9 protein-coding genes and 1 pseudogene are annotated in these 15,765 nt (G+C 70.9%); 4 read left to right on the forward strand and 6 right to left on the reverse strand.

Annotated elements, in window-relative coordinates; genetic code table 11:
- Positions 1–318: 318 nt before the first annotated feature.
- Complete coding sequence (locus B1205_RS16020; RefSeq protein ID WP_140158069.1) at positions 319–1,626, forward strand: XRE family transcriptional regulator; 1,308 nt, start codon at positions 319–321, stop codon at positions 1,624–1,626.
- Positions 1,627–1,883: 257 nt separating this feature from the next.
- Here the strand turns inward: B1205_RS16020 and B1205_RS16025 are convergent, their stop codons facing one another.
- The 3 genes from B1205_RS16025 to B1205_RS16035 all read right to left on the reverse strand — a co-directional run bounded on the left by B1205_RS16025 (position 1,884) and on the right by B1205_RS16035 (position 4,397).
- Positions 1,884–2,534 (reverse strand): hypothetical protein, encoded by a 651-nt coding sequence (locus B1205_RS16025; RefSeq protein ID WP_089156407.1) that lies wholly within the window; start codon positions 2,532–2,534, stop codon positions 1,884–1,886.
- Positions 2,535–2,680: 146 nt separating this feature from the next.
- Entirely contained in the window at positions 2,681–3,544 is an 864-nt protein-coding gene (locus B1205_RS16030) for an alpha/beta fold hydrolase (protein ID WP_089156343.1), read from the reverse strand.
- A 124-nt stretch (positions 3,545–3,668) separates the two neighbouring features.
- Positions 3,669–4,397 carry a TetR/AcrR family transcriptional regulator gene (locus tag B1205_RS16035; protein WP_089156344.1) on the reverse strand — a complete coding sequence of 243 codons (729 nt, stop codon included), beginning with the start codon at positions 4,395–4,397 and terminating at the stop codon, positions 3,669–3,671.
- A 130-nt stretch (positions 4,398–4,527) separates the two neighbouring features.
- Between B1205_RS16035 and B1205_RS16040 the strand changes: the two genes are divergently transcribed.
- The gene (locus tag B1205_RS16040) at positions 4,528–7,887 is read left to right on the forward strand and encodes an ATP-binding protein (protein ID WP_089156345.1); all 3,360 of its coding nucleotides are present in this window, start codon (positions 4,528–4,530) and stop codon (positions 7,885–7,887) included.
- 113 nt (positions 7,888–8,000) lie between these two features.
- Here B1205_RS16040 and B1205_RS16045 read toward each other — a convergent pair whose 3' ends face one another.
- Both B1205_RS16045 and B1205_RS16050 read right to left on the reverse strand, forming a co-directional pair.
- Complete coding sequence (locus B1205_RS16045) at positions 8,001–8,729, reverse strand: alpha/beta fold hydrolase (RefSeq protein ID WP_089156346.1); 729 nt, start codon at positions 8,727–8,729, stop codon at positions 8,001–8,003.
- A 103-nt stretch (positions 8,730–8,832) separates the two neighbouring features.
- Positions 8,833–11,946 carry an ATP-binding protein gene (locus tag B1205_RS16050; protein ID WP_089156347.1) on the reverse strand — a complete coding sequence of 1,038 codons (3,114 nt, stop codon included), beginning with the start codon at positions 11,944–11,946 and terminating at the stop codon, positions 8,833–8,835.
- A 62-nt stretch (positions 11,947–12,008) separates the two neighbouring features.
- Between B1205_RS16050 and B1205_RS31665 the strand changes: the two are divergent.
- Positions 12,009–12,779, forward strand: a pseudogene (locus B1205_RS31665) (AfsR/SARP family transcriptional regulator); the annotation flags it as partial.
- A 269-nt stretch (positions 12,780–13,048) separates the two neighbouring features.
- Complete coding sequence (locus B1205_RS30355; protein WP_254909991.1) at positions 13,049–15,238, forward strand: ATP-binding protein; 2,190 nt, start codon at positions 13,049–13,051, stop codon at positions 15,236–15,238.
- A gap of 142 nt (positions 15,239–15,380) precedes the next feature.
- Here B1205_RS30355 and B1205_RS29790 read toward each other — a convergent pair.
- Positions 15,381–15,765: hypothetical protein (locus B1205_RS29790; RefSeq protein ID WP_217809815.1), on the reverse strand; the 385-nt coding region annotated here is incomplete at its 5' end.

Genomic DNA, 15,765 nt, shown 5'->3' on the forward strand with positions numbered 1-15,765 from the left:
TCAGCGCCGAATCCCGGCTCCGTTCACCAATGCGCGGATGCCAGCGAAAAGCCATCCACCCACCCGGCCGATACTGCCACTGAAACACGAAAGCCCACATTGAAGCGAATGGAAGAACCCATTACCTCACCTCCTCTCCCCTCATGGACATGCGTATGCGGCATCCGCATGAATTCGGGCATGAGATGTGCCTGAGGATCAGCCGTCGCGGTTCCGGCAGCGGAGACACCGACTCAACAGCTCGGCGAACATCATGGCTCGGCTCCCGCCGGGAGAGCCGTTTGCGCCTGTTGAACAACGTGTTGGGGAGAATCCATCGTGGGCAGACCCGAGAAGCCGGTCAATAAAGCCAGAGAACGCGTCGCCCAGTTTGCCGACGAATTGCGGCAACTGCGTGCGCTGGCGGGGAATCCGACATATCGCCAGATGGCGGAGTGCGCGCTGTTCTCGCCGTCTGTGCTCTCCAGCGCCGCGAGCGGCAACCGGATGCCGTCCCTGCCGGTGACGCTCGCGTTCGTCGCCGCCTGCGGTGGCGACGAGGACATCTGGCGGCAGCGCTGGCTCGCCGCCACGGGCGGGGAGGTACGGCTCTCGACGCGGGTACGGCCGGCGGGCCGGCGCGCGGGCGGGCTCCCGTACCCGATGCAGCTGCCACAGCGACCGCGCGGATTCATCGGCCGGGCGGCGGAACTGGAGTGGTTGCGGATTCCCGGCGACACCCCGATCGTGATCAGCGGTCCGGCGGGGGTCGGCAAATCGGGCCTGGCTCTGCACCATGCCCACAGGCAAGCAGCCGAGGCGACCGACGGGCAGTTGTATGCCGACCTCGGCGCGCACCATGCCCACAGCGTGTCCAGCCCCTACGACATCCTGGACGGGTTCCTCCGGGCACTCGGGGTGTCAGGCGACCAGCTGTCCGGCACCCTCGACCACCGCGTGGGTTTGTACCGCACGTTGGCGGCCGAACGCCGCCTGTTGATACTCCTCGACAACGTGTGCAACGAACAGCAGGTGCGCCCGCTGCTGGTGGACAGTGACACGAGCACGATGATGCTGGTCAGCCGCAAACGGCTGCTGGGACTACGCGACGTTCGCCGACTACAGATCAGACCACTGGCGCGCACCGACTCCGTCGCCATGATTGAATCGGCCCTGCCCTTCACGGTCACGGCCGAGGCCGACGACCTCGACCGTCTCGCCGCAGCCTGCGACGACCTCCCGCTGGCCCTGGACATCGCGCTCCGGAGGATCGCTCTGCGTCCACACACGGTCCTGCGGCAGGTGGTGGACGGTTGGCACCGTGGTGGAGACGTCCTGAGCTGGCTCCGCATCGGTGACCTGTCGATGCGGGAGTACCTCCGGTCGGCCTATCTGGCGCTGAGCCAGCCGGCTCAGATACTGCTGCACTGGTTGGCCCCGGTCGCCGCGGATGCGGTGGGCCCGCTGCCGCCGGAGGACGACGAGCTGGTGGACGAACTCGTTGATGCGGGCATGCTCAGCGGATGCGCCGAACTGCGTCTGTCGCCGCTTGTGCGGGCGTTCGTTTTCGATACCGCCAGATCGATGGCTCGCGGCCTGCCAGCCGCCGTCGGTCCGCTCCGTGCCGGCCACCATGCCGCCTCGTAGCGAGAGATCACTGATGTGGGGCGCGTCTTCGGAACGTGAAGAGCGTTCTGTCTGGTCGTGAGGAGGGGTGAGCAGCCGCGGTGGATCGTCTCGGACGATCTCTGGGCCGAGATCGCGTCGCTGCTGCCACCCCGACCACCGCGCCGGAAGCGGTGCCCTGGGAGTGTCGAGAAAGGTGCCCCCGCCGATCGGGTCGAAGGGTCCACATCAAGGCACGGAGCCTTTGCCAGCAGCTGACCGAAAGCAGCTCGATGAAGCTAGCCGTCTCCGGTCCAGGGTTCTCCGACGCCCGCGCGTACCGCGGTGCGCCCGGGCGGCAGGTCAAGAACGTCGATCAGGGTAGGGTCCTCGTCGACGGCATGGTGCAGGTGTCCGACCTTGCCAGTGCTGCCGCTCGCGTCAGAGGCTCCGATCAACTGCCAGACGCCATCGTCCGCGTCGTGACTGACGAACAGGACCGGCTCGTGGCGTTCGAAGACCTCAGGAGTCTGGATACAGGTGGTACCGAGCAACCAGTGCCGCATCCAACCGGCTCGCCGATCGTGCTGCATGACGTGGTCGGCCACCCACCAGACGAACGGCAGATCTTCGTGGCCGCGCGACTGATCCGCGCTCAGGTCTGGGCCACCCTGCGGGACCTGCTCGAACGGCTCGTCAACAAGCGAGAACGCGTGACCATCCTCGTGCGCGAAAATGACAGCGTGGAACGTGCCACCGCCAGGGTTGCCGGCACCAATTCCGATGGACATCCGGGCCACATGCGGATCTGAGCCGGTGGTCCAACCGAACGCGTACGACGCCAACTCGCCACGCGGCCCCACGAACTCGCCGAACGCACGCCGGTTCACGCCTGTGACATCGGCCGTGGGCGCCTCAACGAGCGCACCCTCCAACACCTGGATCTCCACGCCGGCAACATAGCTGATCGAGAACATCAACCCGCAGGCACATGCCACCGATCACCTGGAGTTCGCGCAGCTCGCGACTGGCGGCCTGGGCCTGCTCGCGCGGTATGAGGCGGTCGGGGTCGGAAGGCGACGAGGACGACCGTGACTCAGGCGTGCTTGTCGAGGAATTCCCGGATGAGGGGTACGACAGCGTCCAGGGCGCTCTCCAGGAGGAAGTGACCCCCGGCGATCAGGTACACCTCGGCGTCCGGCAGGTCGGTTCCGAAGGCGAGCGCCCCGGCCGGCCCGTGGATCGGGTCCCCCTTCCCCCAGATGGCCAGCAGCGGCACCTGCTGCTCGCGGAAGTAGCGGTGCACTTCGGGATACAGGGCCAGGTTGGTGGAGTAGTCCAGAAAGAGGGCGAGGTGTGCCCGGTCGATGCCTGGCCGCGAGAGCAGTTCGTGGTCGTGAACCCATGTGGTCGGGTCGACCAGAGTCTCGTCGCGCACGCCCGACAGGTAGCGCCAGCGGGTCAGCTCCGCGGTGAGGGCCTGCCGGACCGCGGTCTCGGTCTCCTGGTTCTGCTCACGCCAGTAGTCACGAATCACCTCGAAGAACTCCGGTTGGAGGCCTTCTTCGTAGGCGTTCCCGTTCTGGGTGATGATCGCCGAGATCGCCCCGGGTGTCCGCAGGGCGAGCCGCCAGCCGACGGCGGCGCCGTGGTCGTGAACGTACAGCGTGTAACGGTCAACGCCGAGCCGGCCCAGCAAGGACTCCGTCACGTCGGCGAGTGAGTCGAAGGAGTACGTGAACTCCTTCGCATCGGGAGCCGCGGAGAGGCCGAACCCGACGAGGTCGGGCGCTACCAGATGCCACCGGTCCGCCAGGCGTGGGATGAGATGCCGGAACATGAGGGAACTGGCCGGGAAACCGTGGAGCAGAACCACTGTCGGTTGGTCCTTCGGGCCGGCCTCCCGGTAGAAGATGTCGTGACCATCGACCTTGACGTATCGATGATGGACCGTGACCATGCCGCGTGCCGCCTTACCCCCTGGGGAACCCGTTGTCTCGGGCTGGAACCGCGACCTTACGGAACATCAGTGGACGATCAGTGAAATCGCACGGCGGCGGTGCGACCAGACGGCTGATGTGTCCTCAGTGCTTGAGGATGGCGGCGGCTACGCGGTCCACGAGCCAGCCGGTGGCGCGCTCGACGCCCCATCCGAAGGTTTCCACGGCGAGCACGAACTGCGCGTTGTGGAAGTGGAAGAAGATGATGCGGGCGGCGTCCTGGACGCTCAGCCCTTCGGCAAGGTCGCCGGTGCCGGCGATGCCCTCGACGATTGTCTCGAGCGACTCCAGATGGCGTTCGTTGGCGACGTCGAGAAAGGCCTGCGCGGCCGGCGAGCTGGGGGCCGCGCGCTCGACGGCGCGCATGATGTCGCCCGCCTCGGCGGCGTGCGCGGCGTATCCGGCCGCCAGCACCTCCAGCTTGGTCCTGGCGGTGTCCGCCGCCGCCGCGTCGGTGATGATCCGACCAACGGTCGGGCTGGTGGTCCACATGTCCATCAGGGTCTGGAGCAGACCTTCCTTGCCCCCGCACTGGGCATAGATCGTGGCCGGCGAGACACGTGCCTCACGAGCGATCTGAGCGACTGTGGTCTGGGCGTAGCCCGGGTCGGCGAAGAGGCGCCGCGCGGCCTTGACCACCTCTTGGCGGGTCGCCTCCGCGTACTCGTCGCGTCGGCTAGGGGCCGCGTTCAGCAATACCCTCACTCCTCGTTCCGATTTGCCGCCCACGTCATCTATCCGCCTTCGCCGGGCGGAGGCCGGCGAAGGCGCCGTCGTGGTGGAAGTCGACGACGGGTCGTCGACCTTGTTCATCCTCGCATCCCGAATCGGGGGCTGGCTAGAGTGGCACTTCAGCGGCTAGAGTGTCGGTGTACCCAGGCTGGCGCAGCTTCCACTCGGCGCAGGTCGAGCAGGCCATGGGGCGATGACCGAAGGGCCAGACATGACAGCGACGCTCGTCGGTACGGAGCCTGGCGCCGGGAACACCGCCCCGATCGTCCCCAGACCCCGCAGCGGGCTCCACGGCCAACTGCGGTTGCAGGTTCTCGGACACCTACGGGTGTGGCGGGGCGAGCGCGAGATCGAGACCGCACCGAGGCAACAGGCCTACCTTCTTGCGCTCCTGCTGGCCCGCGCCGGTTACCCGACCGGAACCGGCGAACTCATTGACATGATCTGGGGCGAGGAGGCTCCCGCCAGCGCCCTGAACGTGATCCACAAATATGTCGGCTCGTTGCGGCGCCTCCTGGAGCCCGATCTGCCGCCCCGGGGTACCGGCGTCTACCTGCTGCGCCGAGGCAACGGCTACGTGTGTGCAGTCGGGGCCGACCACCTCGACCTCACCAGATTTCGCGACGAACTCGGCGCCGCGCGCGCGGCCAGCCAAGCAGGGGACGGAGCAGGAGCACTCGGCCGCTACCACCGTGCGCTACAGCTGTGGAGCGGCCCGGCGGGCGCCGGATGGGCACACGGCCCGGCGGCCACTTCGATCTTCGCCGGCCTCAACGACGAGTACTTCCACGCCTGCATCGAGGCCACCGGCCTCGCACTGACGTTCAGGCAGCCCGCACGGCTGCTGCCCTCCCTCCACCTGGCAGCCTCGATCGGCCCCCTGCACGAACCGGTCCACGCCAGCCTCATCGCGCTGCTGGATGGCGCGGGACGCCAGGCGGAGGCGCTGAACGTGTTCCACACGGTCCGCCGTCGGCTCGCCGATGAGCTGGGCATCGACCCCGGCGCAGCCCTGAGAGCGGCCCATCAGCGCGTGCTCACCCAGGCACCGCCGGATCCGGTGGTGACCTCGACCCGGCGGACCCGCGAACGGCTCTCCGACGTCCCCATCGCTGTAGCACCTCTGGCCGATGCCGAGGCGCCGGCAGGCGGACCCTGGACAGAACCAACCGCCGGTGCCGACGGGCTCGTTGGCCGCTCGGACGAGCTCGCGGAGTTGCGACGTTCCGTGGCCCCCGCGCTCGACCACGGCACGGCGGTCGTCATGGTCGAGGGCGAGCCCGGCATCGGCAAGAGCCGGCTCCTCGAGGAACTCGCCGTCCACTCCCGTGACCGGGGCGCACTCGTCATCCGGGGTCGTTGCCTCGAGGGCGAGGGCACGCCGACCATGTGGCCCTGGGTGGAAGCGGTCTCGCAGCTACTCGAGGCTCTGCCCTCGGCGCGACGTGAACACTGGCTGGCCCGCGACCTCGGCCACCTTGCCGGATACCGTGCCAGCCCTGGCACCGTGCCGCCGGCCCCTGACAGCAACGCCCGATTCCGCCTGATGGAGCAGGTGGTGAGCATGATCGCGGAAGTGGCCGACGAGCGACCGGTCGTGCTGATCCTCGACGACCTGCAGTGGGCGGACACAAGCTCGCTGCGGCTGCTGGTCGACCTCCTCTCCCGGATGCCTGCCGGGGCCGCGGTCGTGGGCGCCCTGCGTAGCCGCGGACCCTCCCCGAGCCTGGAGCTGGTCCGAACGCTCGCGGCCGCCAGCCGGGCCGGCAACCACCGTCGCCTCCAGATCCGCCCGCTCGGTCCCACCGAGGTCGCCGAGCTCATCCACGTCGAGACCGGTGTCCGCCTCGACCCCGAGGTGGCCGCATCGGTGCACAACCGAACGGCCGGGAACCCGTTCTTCGTCCAGGAGCTGGGTCGGCTGTGGGCGGCGAGCGGTGACGTGACGCCAGAGACCGCGACAAGCAGCGTCGTCCCCGCGACGGTCCGCGACGTCGTCCGTGACCGTCTCGCGGTCCTCGACGCCGACACCCGGCAGCTCCTGGAAGTCGCCGCGCTGATCGGGCGGAACGTCGAGCTGCCGGTCCTCAGCACCGCGGCGTCACTCGAGGTGATGACCTGCCTCGACCGCCTCGAGCCCGTCAGCAACCTCGGACTCCTCGGCCCGGTACCCGACGACCCGTTGTCCTACTGGTTCACCCATGACCTGGTCCGCCAGGTCGTGGGTGAGGCGATCCCGCTGGGTCGCACCGCCACCCTGCACGGGGCTATCGCCGATGCTCTGGAGAAGCTCGATCTGGGCGACGAGTCCGTCTCCGAGCGGGTGGCGCACCACCTGTGGGCCGCGGGCCCCGTCGTCGACCCGGCTCGGACGGTCAGGGCGCTGGTCCGCGCAGGCGCTCGCGCGACGGCCAAGACGGCCCTGGGGGCAGCCGAGCGGCACCTCGGATCAGCGGTGGAGCTCGCACGTCGGGCGTCGCTGCTCGATCTGGAGCTGACCGCGCTCGCGCAGCTGATCGCGGTGGTCGGGATGCGGTCCATGTACGGCACCGCCTCCGTCAGTCTCCTCGAACGCGCCGAGCAGGTCGCCCAGCGTCTCGGTCGCGACCGAGACGCTGCCGGATTCCTCTTCTCCCGTTGGACCGCACACGGCCAGGCCCTGGACATGGCCCGCAGCACGCCACTCGCCCGACGGCTCGACGAGCAGGGGCGGACGTCGGACGACCCGGTGATCAGGTACTACGGCACCGCTGCCGCGGGCATCCACGAATGGTGCACGGGCAACGTCGGTGGGTCCTACCGCCGGCTCAGCGCCCTCAGCGCCGCCGACCTCGCAGGCGACGACGGTCGGACCGACCCTGTCCGAGACGGCGTACAGCTGATGGCCATGGGAATGTTCGCGGAGATTGCCGGCTACCACGGAGAGACGGTCCTCGCGCGCGGCCTTCTCGACACCGTGGTGACGGCAGCAGGGGACAATCCCTACGCGGTCACGGCAGCGGCCTCCTTCGAGGCACGGACCGCGGCAGTGGTCGGCGATCCCGCATGGGCGCTACGAGCCGCACAACGCGGGATCGCTGTCGACCCGCACTTCTCCTTCGTCTCCCTCGGCGCCTATCTGCGACTCGCCCGGTGCTGGGCACTAGCGATGACCGGGCGGGAACCCACTCGTGCCGCGGACGACGCCGAACGGCTCATCCGCATCGGCCTGACCAACCCGACCCGCACCTGCGTGTCGACCTGGTACGCGCTGCTGGGAGAAATGCGCATCGCGGCGGGCGAGTTCGGCCACGCCGCGGCCGCACTCGACAACGCCGAGGAACGCCTCGAGCGGCACGGCCAGCGCTCCGCTGAGGCTCTGGTCATCCTTGTACGCGCCCAACTGGCGCGCGCGGTCGGCGACGACGCCGTCGCCGTAGACCTCGCTCGAAAGGCCCGGTCCGTGGCCACCCGGCAGGGCGCTCACCTGTTCGCGAAGCGCGCCGACCAGCTTCTCGACCTGCCGCACCCGGCCCGGCGAGCGACGTCGAGAAGCACGACCGTCCGTCGGCCCCAGAAGTCCGCGAAGTAGATCGGCAGCACCGCCCGCATCGAGACAATCTTCTCCTCATCGGTGCGGTCCGGCTCCGATCTGGTGAAGGCCGCCGCGTGGCCGGCCGCGCGTGGAACCCCACATCGGTCGGCTCAGCCACCCACGTTCGCGGCGGCGGCCAGGATCGCCTCCACGGTCGCCTCCGGGTGCGACACCATCGACACGTGCGAGCCGGCGACCTCGATAATCTTCGAACCCGCCCGCTCGGCCATCGACCGCTGGGTGGCTGCGGGAATCACCAGGTCGTCGGTCCCCACGACGGCCCAGCTCGGCAGCGTCCGCCAGGCCGCCGCGGCCGTCGGGGTGGCGTTGGCGCTCAACGTGATCGGCCGCTGCCCGGCGACGATCAGCCAGCCGTCCGCCTCGGGCAGGTCCTGGGCGAACAGACGGAGGACGGTGTCCGGCTTCAGGAACGCCTCCGCGTCGCCTTCGGGAGCGCCCGGGTAGCCGATGATGTCCAGCACGGTCGTCGGGTCCGGGACGTCGAGAGCCGAACCTGATCCGCCCAGGATCTGGAAGATGCTCTCGCCCTCGGCGGGAATGAACGCGTTGACGTAGACGAGCGCTCGCGCGTCGCTCAGACTGCCCGCGGCGTTGCTGATGACCACCCCGCCGTAGGAGTGACCGACCAGCACGACCGGTCCGTCGGTGCGCTGCGAGACGAACGACGACAGGTACTCGGCGTCGGACGCCACACCACGAAGCGGGTTCGGCGGCGCGAGCACGCGGAATCCCTCGGCGCGCAGACCCGATGCCACCGCGTTCCAGCTGGCGGCGTCGGCCCAGGCCCCGTGCACGAGGATGATGGAAGGCTTGTCCATTTTTCTGCTCCCTTGAGATCGGCGTTCGTACCGTGCCACCGACGCTGCCGGGAAGGACTGGAGATCTAGTGAACAGGGAGTGCACGACGATCGGCTCCCGCCGTCAGCGGTTGGAAAGCGTCGCCAGAAACTCGTCGGCGCGGCGGGCGAACAGCCGGGCGCCTCGCTCGACCGACAGGCGGCGGGCGCGCGCCACCGCCGCGCGGACCACCTCGTCGGGCTCGCCTGCCGCCGCCAGGGCCCGCGCCCGCAGCAGGAGCACGAGTCCCTCGGCGTAGCGCTGACCATGGGCCTCGAGACACCTGTCGGCGCAATCGAGCGCGGCCAGTGCCTGGTCCGGCTCACCGACCGCGAGCAGCATCTCGCCGAGCAGGCCGAACCAGGTCGACACGCAGGACCGGGGCGGGTCGAGCAGTGTCGTGGTGATGATCCGCTCCACCTCCGCCGCCGCGCCGGCCGGATCGTGGCCGGTCACGGCCCGCGCCCACCAGCGGGCCAGCCGCTGATAGGTGCCGAGGATCAGGAAGGAGAAGTCGGGGTCCACGGCGATGCCCCGCTCGGCGGCCGTCAATGCCCAGGCCGGATCGCCGACCTGGACGGCGATCCTCGTGGCGAAGCTCGCCCACACCGTCACGACGTACGGGTCGTCGCCCGCGTGGGCCTCCAGCGCGTCGATCATCTGGCGAGCCGCGTCCACGTCGCCGTGCAGCGCGGTCGTCTCCGCGAGCATCGCGGCCGAGAGGAGCCGGAGGTCGTGCCGGAGCGGGTCCTCGGCACGCCGCCCCAGACGGGGATTCGACCGGCTCAGGTAACGGTAGGCCTCGGTGATGTCCCCGGTCGCCCACTGGTGGATGCCCCAGGCGTTCAGGCCGTACTCACGCACGACCGGGTCGGTGGAAGCCTGGCCCTGTTCGAGCAGCCGGCGCGCCAGTGGCCCACCGCGGTCGAGTTGAATGAGCTGCGCGTGGGTGGCCCACCGGGAATACAGGAAATCGGCGGCCTCCCGCTGCCGGCCGAGCGCGGAGGCCAACTGTTCAGCGCGCTCCACCAGCTCGGGCGTCGCGGAGCCGTACGTCGATCGCATGCCGACGACGGCGGTCAGCTGGGAGAGGACGGACAGTTCGAGCTCCGCTTGGCCGGCCTTGCGCGCCACCTCGACCGCCCGGCGAAGCTGCCGCTCGGCGGCTCCGAGCGCGGACTTGGCCGTCGCGTGCCCGGCGGCACGCATCAGCGCGCGCGTGGTCCGGGCCGGCTCGACGAGAGGGCCGGCGGCCCACAGATGGTGGGCGAGCCGTTCAGCGACGGGTTCACCGCCGGGATCGGTGTGCTCCATGGCAGCGGCGACGGCCAGGTGCAGCCGGCCCGCCTCGGGCGCCGGTGTCGTCTCGGACACCGCCTCGCGGACGATGTCATGCGCGAAGTGGACGGAGAACGGGTCGTCCGGCGCGAACTCGAGCAGCCCCAGCGCCTCCGCCGGTTCCAGGCGCTCCAGGCACTCGCCGACGTCGACGCCGGCCGCGGTGGCCAGCACGTCGAGGTTGACGTCCCGGCCGACGAGCGCGGCGAGCCGCAGCATCTCCCGGGCGCGCTGGTCGAGGTCGGCCATCCGATCGAGGACGACATCGCGTACCACGGACGGCACCGCGGACGCCGCCCTGGCGTCGCCCCTGGTCAGAAGTCGGGACAGCTCCCGTACGAAGAACGGGTTCCCACCGGTGCGCGCGACGATGGTGCGGACGACGTCCGGAAGGGGTTCCCGGCCGGTCTCCCGGCGAACCAACTCCGTCACGTCGTGCGGGCCGAGCGGGCCGAGCCGGATGCGGCGGTGTTCAGGCATCCGGCTCACCGCGGCCAGCGTCCGCGACAGTTCCGGCCCGGGCGCCGGCACGCGGTCGCGCAGCACTCCGATGACCGCGGCGCCAGCCGGTGTCCGGGCTGCGAGATGACTGAACATCTGGAGCGCGGCGGCGTCATTCCACTGCAGGTCGTCGATGACCAGCAGGGTCGGCCGCCGCGCCGAGGCCTGGGCGACCACGGCCACGATCTGCTCGAAGAGACGGAACTGGGCGCCGCTGTCGGGCAGCACCGCCGCGGCCAGCGCATCCTCCCGGGGCGCGAGGAGCCGGCCGACGTCACCGGCCAGCCACGTGTCCCGATCCGCGGCGGGCAGGCTGTCGACGAGCTGGCCGATCGTCTGGATCCACGGCCACATCGAGGGCGTTCCGCCGCCCTCGGGGCAGGTGCCCAGCAGGACCAGGGCGCCATGGCGCTCCGCCTCGGCGGCGGCCTCCCGCACCAGACGGGTCTTCCCCACACCCGGCTCCCCCTCGACCGTCCCGAGGCCTGACCCGCCGGCCAGGGCCGGCGCCACCGTCTCGCGCAGCGCCGCGAGCTCCTCGGACCGGCCCACCAGTCCGCCTCGCACGGCCGCCTGGGCGCGCACGGGTGTACCCGGCCGGTCGCCGGCAAGAATCAGCCGCCGCGCCTCCTGCATCGTCCGGCCGGGATCGACACCCAGCTCGTCCGCGAGCCGGGCGCGAACGGCGTCGAACACCGCCAGTGCCTCGGCCTGCTGTCCGGCGGCGCCCAGAGCGCCGACAAGAGCCGCCTGCACGGGTTCGTGCAGCGGCGCCATCGACGCGGCTCGGCGTAGCGCCGGAAGCACCATCGCCGGGCGACCCAGTGACGTCGCCAACTCGGCCGCCACCGTGCTGGCGTCGAGGAACTCGCTGTCCAGCGCGGCGAAGACCGTCCGGGCGGCCGGGCCGGCCGTCAGGCCGACGCCGACCGGGCCGTGCCAGAGGCCGAGCGCCTCCACGTAGCAGCCGAGCGCCGCTTCGTGCCGCTGCTGCTCCCGGTGCGCCCCCGCCAACTCGACGAGTTCGCGGAAGGTGAGCAGGTCGAGCAGCCCGGCACCGGGGTCGAACAGGTAACCGCTGCCACGACGATGCAGGTACGACCCGGTCGCCCGGGTCGACAGTGCGGGCTCCAACAGCCGGCGCAGCCCGCCGACGTACTTGTGGATCATGTTGAGCGCACTCGGCGGCGCGTCCGTCAACCAGAGCAGGTCGACCAGTTCGTTCATGCTGACGGGGTGACCCGCCCGAGCGAGCAGCAGACCGAGCAGGACGGCCTGCTGCGGCGGGCCGACGTCCATCTCGACGCCGTCACGCCACAGCCGCAACGGGCCGAGGATCTGGAGCCGAAGCGCGCTCATGGGCGCATGCTACGCAACCGTGGGAGGTCGGAGCCGGTGTCCTTCCGCACCCCCGCGGCGTTATGCTGAACGGCTCACAGCCCGAGTCGAACGTGCGATCCGGGAGGGTCGGCGTGTCCTTACCCGCTCATCCGGCCGCCGGCGGCACTCCCGTACGCCTGCAGATCCTCGGCCCCCTGCGGGTGTGGCGAAACGGCGTCGAGCTGGACGCCGGTCCCCGCCAACAGGCTCTTCTCCTGGCCCTGCTCCTGGCCCGGGCTGGTCGGCCGGTCAGCACGACCCAACTGGTCGGCCTGATCTGGGACGACCGCGCTCCCGCCAGCGCGCTCAACGTCCTTCACAAGTACGTTGGCGCCCTGCGTCGTCTGCTCGAACCCGCGACCCCGGTCCGGGGAACCGGCTCGTACCTACGGCGCCTCGGCAACGGCTACCTGTTCGTCGCGGCGCCGGGAACGGTGGACCTGGTCACGTTCCGGGAGCTCGTCGAAACGGCCAGGGCAGCACTCGCGCGGCAACGCCCCGGCGAGGCACTCGACCGCTACGTCGAGGCGCTCGGCCTGTGGCAGGACCGGGCCGGCGACAGGCTCGCGGCGGGCGCGGCCGCCCGATCGATTTTCGCCGCTCTGGACGACGAATTCCGTGCCACGTGCGCCGAGGCGGCTGAGCTGGCGGTGTCGCTGCACCGACCGGAGCAGATCCTGCCGGCGCTGCGACTCGCCACGTCGACGGCGCCCCTGCACGAACCGGTCCAGGCCGCGCTCGTGTCCGCCCTCGGGGCGGCGGGACGACAGGAGGAGGCCATGTCGGTGTTCCACACCGTCCGCGCCAGCCTGGCCGACGAGCTCGGTGTCGATCCTGGGCCGCTGCTTCAGGCCGCCCACCTGGACGTCCTGCGACCGGATGCGGCCCCGCCGCCCGCGACGGGCCGGAACACCTCGGCGAGTACGCCGACCAGGCTGGTCGGGCGGGCGGAGGAACTCGCGGTCCTGCGGCATGTCGTACAGCTGTCGCTCGGCGGCCGGCCGGCGCTCGGCATCGTCGAGGGCGAACCGGGCGTGGGCAAGACCCGCCTGCTCCGGGAGACGGNATCGGGACGCCCTCGATGTGGCCCTGGGAACAGGCGCTTCCGCCCATCCTCGACAGCCTGCCCGCACCCCGACGAGCGGAGTGGCTCGACAGCGAGCTGGGCATCCTCCTCGGCCCGCCGGGCAATTCCGTGGCACCGCCGCGGATGCCGGACGGCGGAGCCACGTTTCGCCTGTTCGAGCAGGTCGTCGCGCTCGTGGGGCAGGCCTCGGCACGGCAGCCCGTCCTGCTGATCGTCGACGACCTGCAGTGGGCCGACGACGCCTCGCTCCACCTGTTCGCCCACCTGGCGGCGCGGCTGCCCACCGGTACGGCGATCGTCGGCGCGCTTCGCAACCGCGCACCCACCCCGGCCCCCGACCTGTCCCGAGTGCTGGCTGCGACCAGCCGGCTCCCCGACCACCACCGGATCCTGCTCGGCCCGCTCAGCGTGACCGAGGTGAGCGAGCTCGTCCGGCGGGAGACCGGCCACGATCCCGGCGCCGACGTCGCCGACCGCATCCACGCCCGCACCGCGGGCAATCCGTTCTTCGTCCGGGAGCTGTCCCGGCTGCTCAGCGACGAGGGCTCGCTCCGCGACCACGACGGGTCGACCCGGGCCGGGGTGCCGGCGACCGTACGAGACGTCGTCCGCAGCCGACTGGCCGGCCTCGACGACGACGCTCACCATCTGCTGCGCATCGCCGCGCTCATCGGCCGCGACGTGGACCTCGCCCTGCTCGCCGAGGTGGCCGGCGTCGACGTCGCGGACTGCCTCAACCGCCTCGAGCCGCTGCGGGCGCTCGGCCTGGTGGAGCAGGTGCCGGACGACCCGTTCTCGTTGCGCTTCACGCACGACCTGGTCCGCGAGTCGGTCACCGAGACCATCGGCCGCCAGTTGACCGTCCGACTGCACCTGCGCGTGGCGGACGCGCTCGAACGAACCCCTCCGTCCGACGAGGCCGTCGAACCCCTCGCGTATCACCTGTGGTCCGCAGGGCCGCTGGCCGACCCCGGCCGCACCGCGGCGGCGCTGGCGCGCGCGGGTCGTCGCGCGGCGACCAGGCTCGCATACGGTGTGGCCGAACGGCACCTGCAGTCGGCCGCCCGCCTCGCCCGGACGGCCGGTCTGACGGAGCTGGAGTTGTCCATCCTGTCGTTGCTCACCACCGTGGCAACCCGGTACGGGGGCTACCACGGCTCGACGTTCGACCTGCTGGACCGGGCCGCGCACCTGGCCCGTCAACTCGGTCGGGAGGCGGATGCCGGCGATTTCCTCTTCGCCCGGCTGGTCGGTGCTTACATCTCGCTAACGCCCGAGCGCGGCACGTGGGCCCGTGAGCTGTACGAACAGGGTCTCGCGTCCGACGATCCAGTCAGCCAGGCGTACGGCTGGGAGGCCTGGGGCCTGCACCAGTGGGACATCGGCGACATCGACGAGGCGTACCGCTGCTTCAGCGGCCAGGGCCGCGCCGGCATCGACGGCGTCGCCGTGCCCCCGGAGAATCCGCTGCGGCGTCACGTCCCGGACGAGACCCCCTTCGACATCCCACACCTCGACTACTGGCCGGGCTGGCTGGCCCTGGTGACCGCGATGCGCGGCGACGTCGCGACGGCGCTCGCGTCGATCGACTCGCATTTCCGGGCCGGAGAGGACCATTTCACGGTGTCGATGTGGTCCTACTACTACACGATGGTCGCGTCGATGGCCGGCGACGCGACCGCGGTGACGCGGGCCGCCGAGCGCTGGATCTCCTCCGGCGCCGACCGCACCGCCGGCCCGCAGTTCGTCTACGTGCGACTGGACTGGCTCTGGGCGCGCGCACACCTCGGCGACGACCCGGCCGGCGTCGCGGCGGAGGCCGAGGAACTTGTGTCCGAGGCATTGCTCGATCCACCACGTTTCGGCATCGCGTTCCACCACGGACTGATCGCCGAGATGTGGCTGGCAGCCGGGACGACCGACGAGGCTGCTGCCGCTCTCGACCGCGCCGACCAGGCCCTCGACGCGCACGGCCAACGCTACGCCGAAGGGCTCCTCGCGCTGCTGCGGGCGCGACTGATGCACGCGCGCGGCGAGCCTGTCGACATTGTCCGGGCCGCCGCCGAACGGGCCCGCGCCCTGTCCGGCGAGCGCGGGGCGCACCTCTTCGCCCATCGCGCCGAGGAGTTCCTGACCACCCTCGCGGACCACCGCTCGGGGGCGGGATCCGGCATCCGCGGGTGACTCCGCCCCCCGGCGTTCGTCGTCCGGTGTGCCGTCATCCGCGTACGTCCCCGGTAGGACCGTCGCGCGGCCGGCCGGTGCGCCGGCGTCCGACGTGCCGCGTCCGTTCCCGCCGCAGGCCGTGGNTCGAGGACGGTGCCGCTCAGGCGGGGTCGCCGCCGTTGTTGACGAAGGCGCGGACCGCGCCGTTGGTGGGGCTGACCAGCAGGTAGTCGTCACGACCGTCGCCGCTGAGGTCGGCGAGGACGATGATGTTGCTGGCGGCGTTCGGTACGCCGGCAGCCACCAGGCCGCGCGAGACCCAGCCGGACGTCGAGCCCGAGTCGCCGCCGACGTTGAGGTAGGCCTGCAGCGCGCCGGTGCTGCGGTTGAGGATCATGTAGTCGTCACGCGGGTCGCAGTTCATGTCGGCCAGCACGATGTCGCCGCCGCCCACGCCGCTCGCGATCCGTCCGCGTGAGATCCAACCCGACGTCGACCCCGAGTCACCACCGTTGTTGATCCACGCGTCCACCGCGCCGTTCGAG

The sequence above is a fragment of the Micromonospora sp. NBS 11-29 genome, assembly GCF_002140155.1.
Lineage (GTDB): Bacteria > Actinomycetota > Actinomycetes > Mycobacteriales > Micromonosporaceae > Micromonospora.

What these genes read in the sequence shown, in the direction of transcription:
- B1205_RS16030 (WP_089156343.1), bottom strand. Translation starts at nt 3,544, where the DNA reads ATGGTCACGGTCCATCATCGATACGTCAAGGTCGATGGTCACGACATC.
- B1205_RS16035 (WP_089156344.1), bottom strand. Translation starts at nt 4,397, where the DNA reads ATGAACAAGGTCGACGACCCGTCGTCGACTTCCACCACGACGGCGCCT.
- B1205_RS16040 (WP_089156345.1), top strand. Translation starts at nt 4,528, where the DNA reads ATGACAGCGACGCTCGTCGGTACGGAGCCTGGCGCCGGGAACACCGCC.
- B1205_RS16045 (WP_089156346.1), bottom strand. Translation starts at nt 8,729, where the DNA reads ATGGACAAGCCTTCCATCATCCTCGTGCACGGGGCCTGGGCCGACGCC.
- B1205_RS16050 (WP_089156347.1), bottom strand. Translation starts at nt 11,946, where the DNA reads ATGAGCGCGCTTCGGCTCCAGATCCTCGGCCCGTTGCGGCTGTGGCGT.
- B1205_RS30355 (WP_254909991.1), top strand. Translation starts at nt 13,049, where the DNA reads ATGTGGCCCTGGGAACAGGCGCTTCCGCCCATCCTCGACAGCCTGCCC.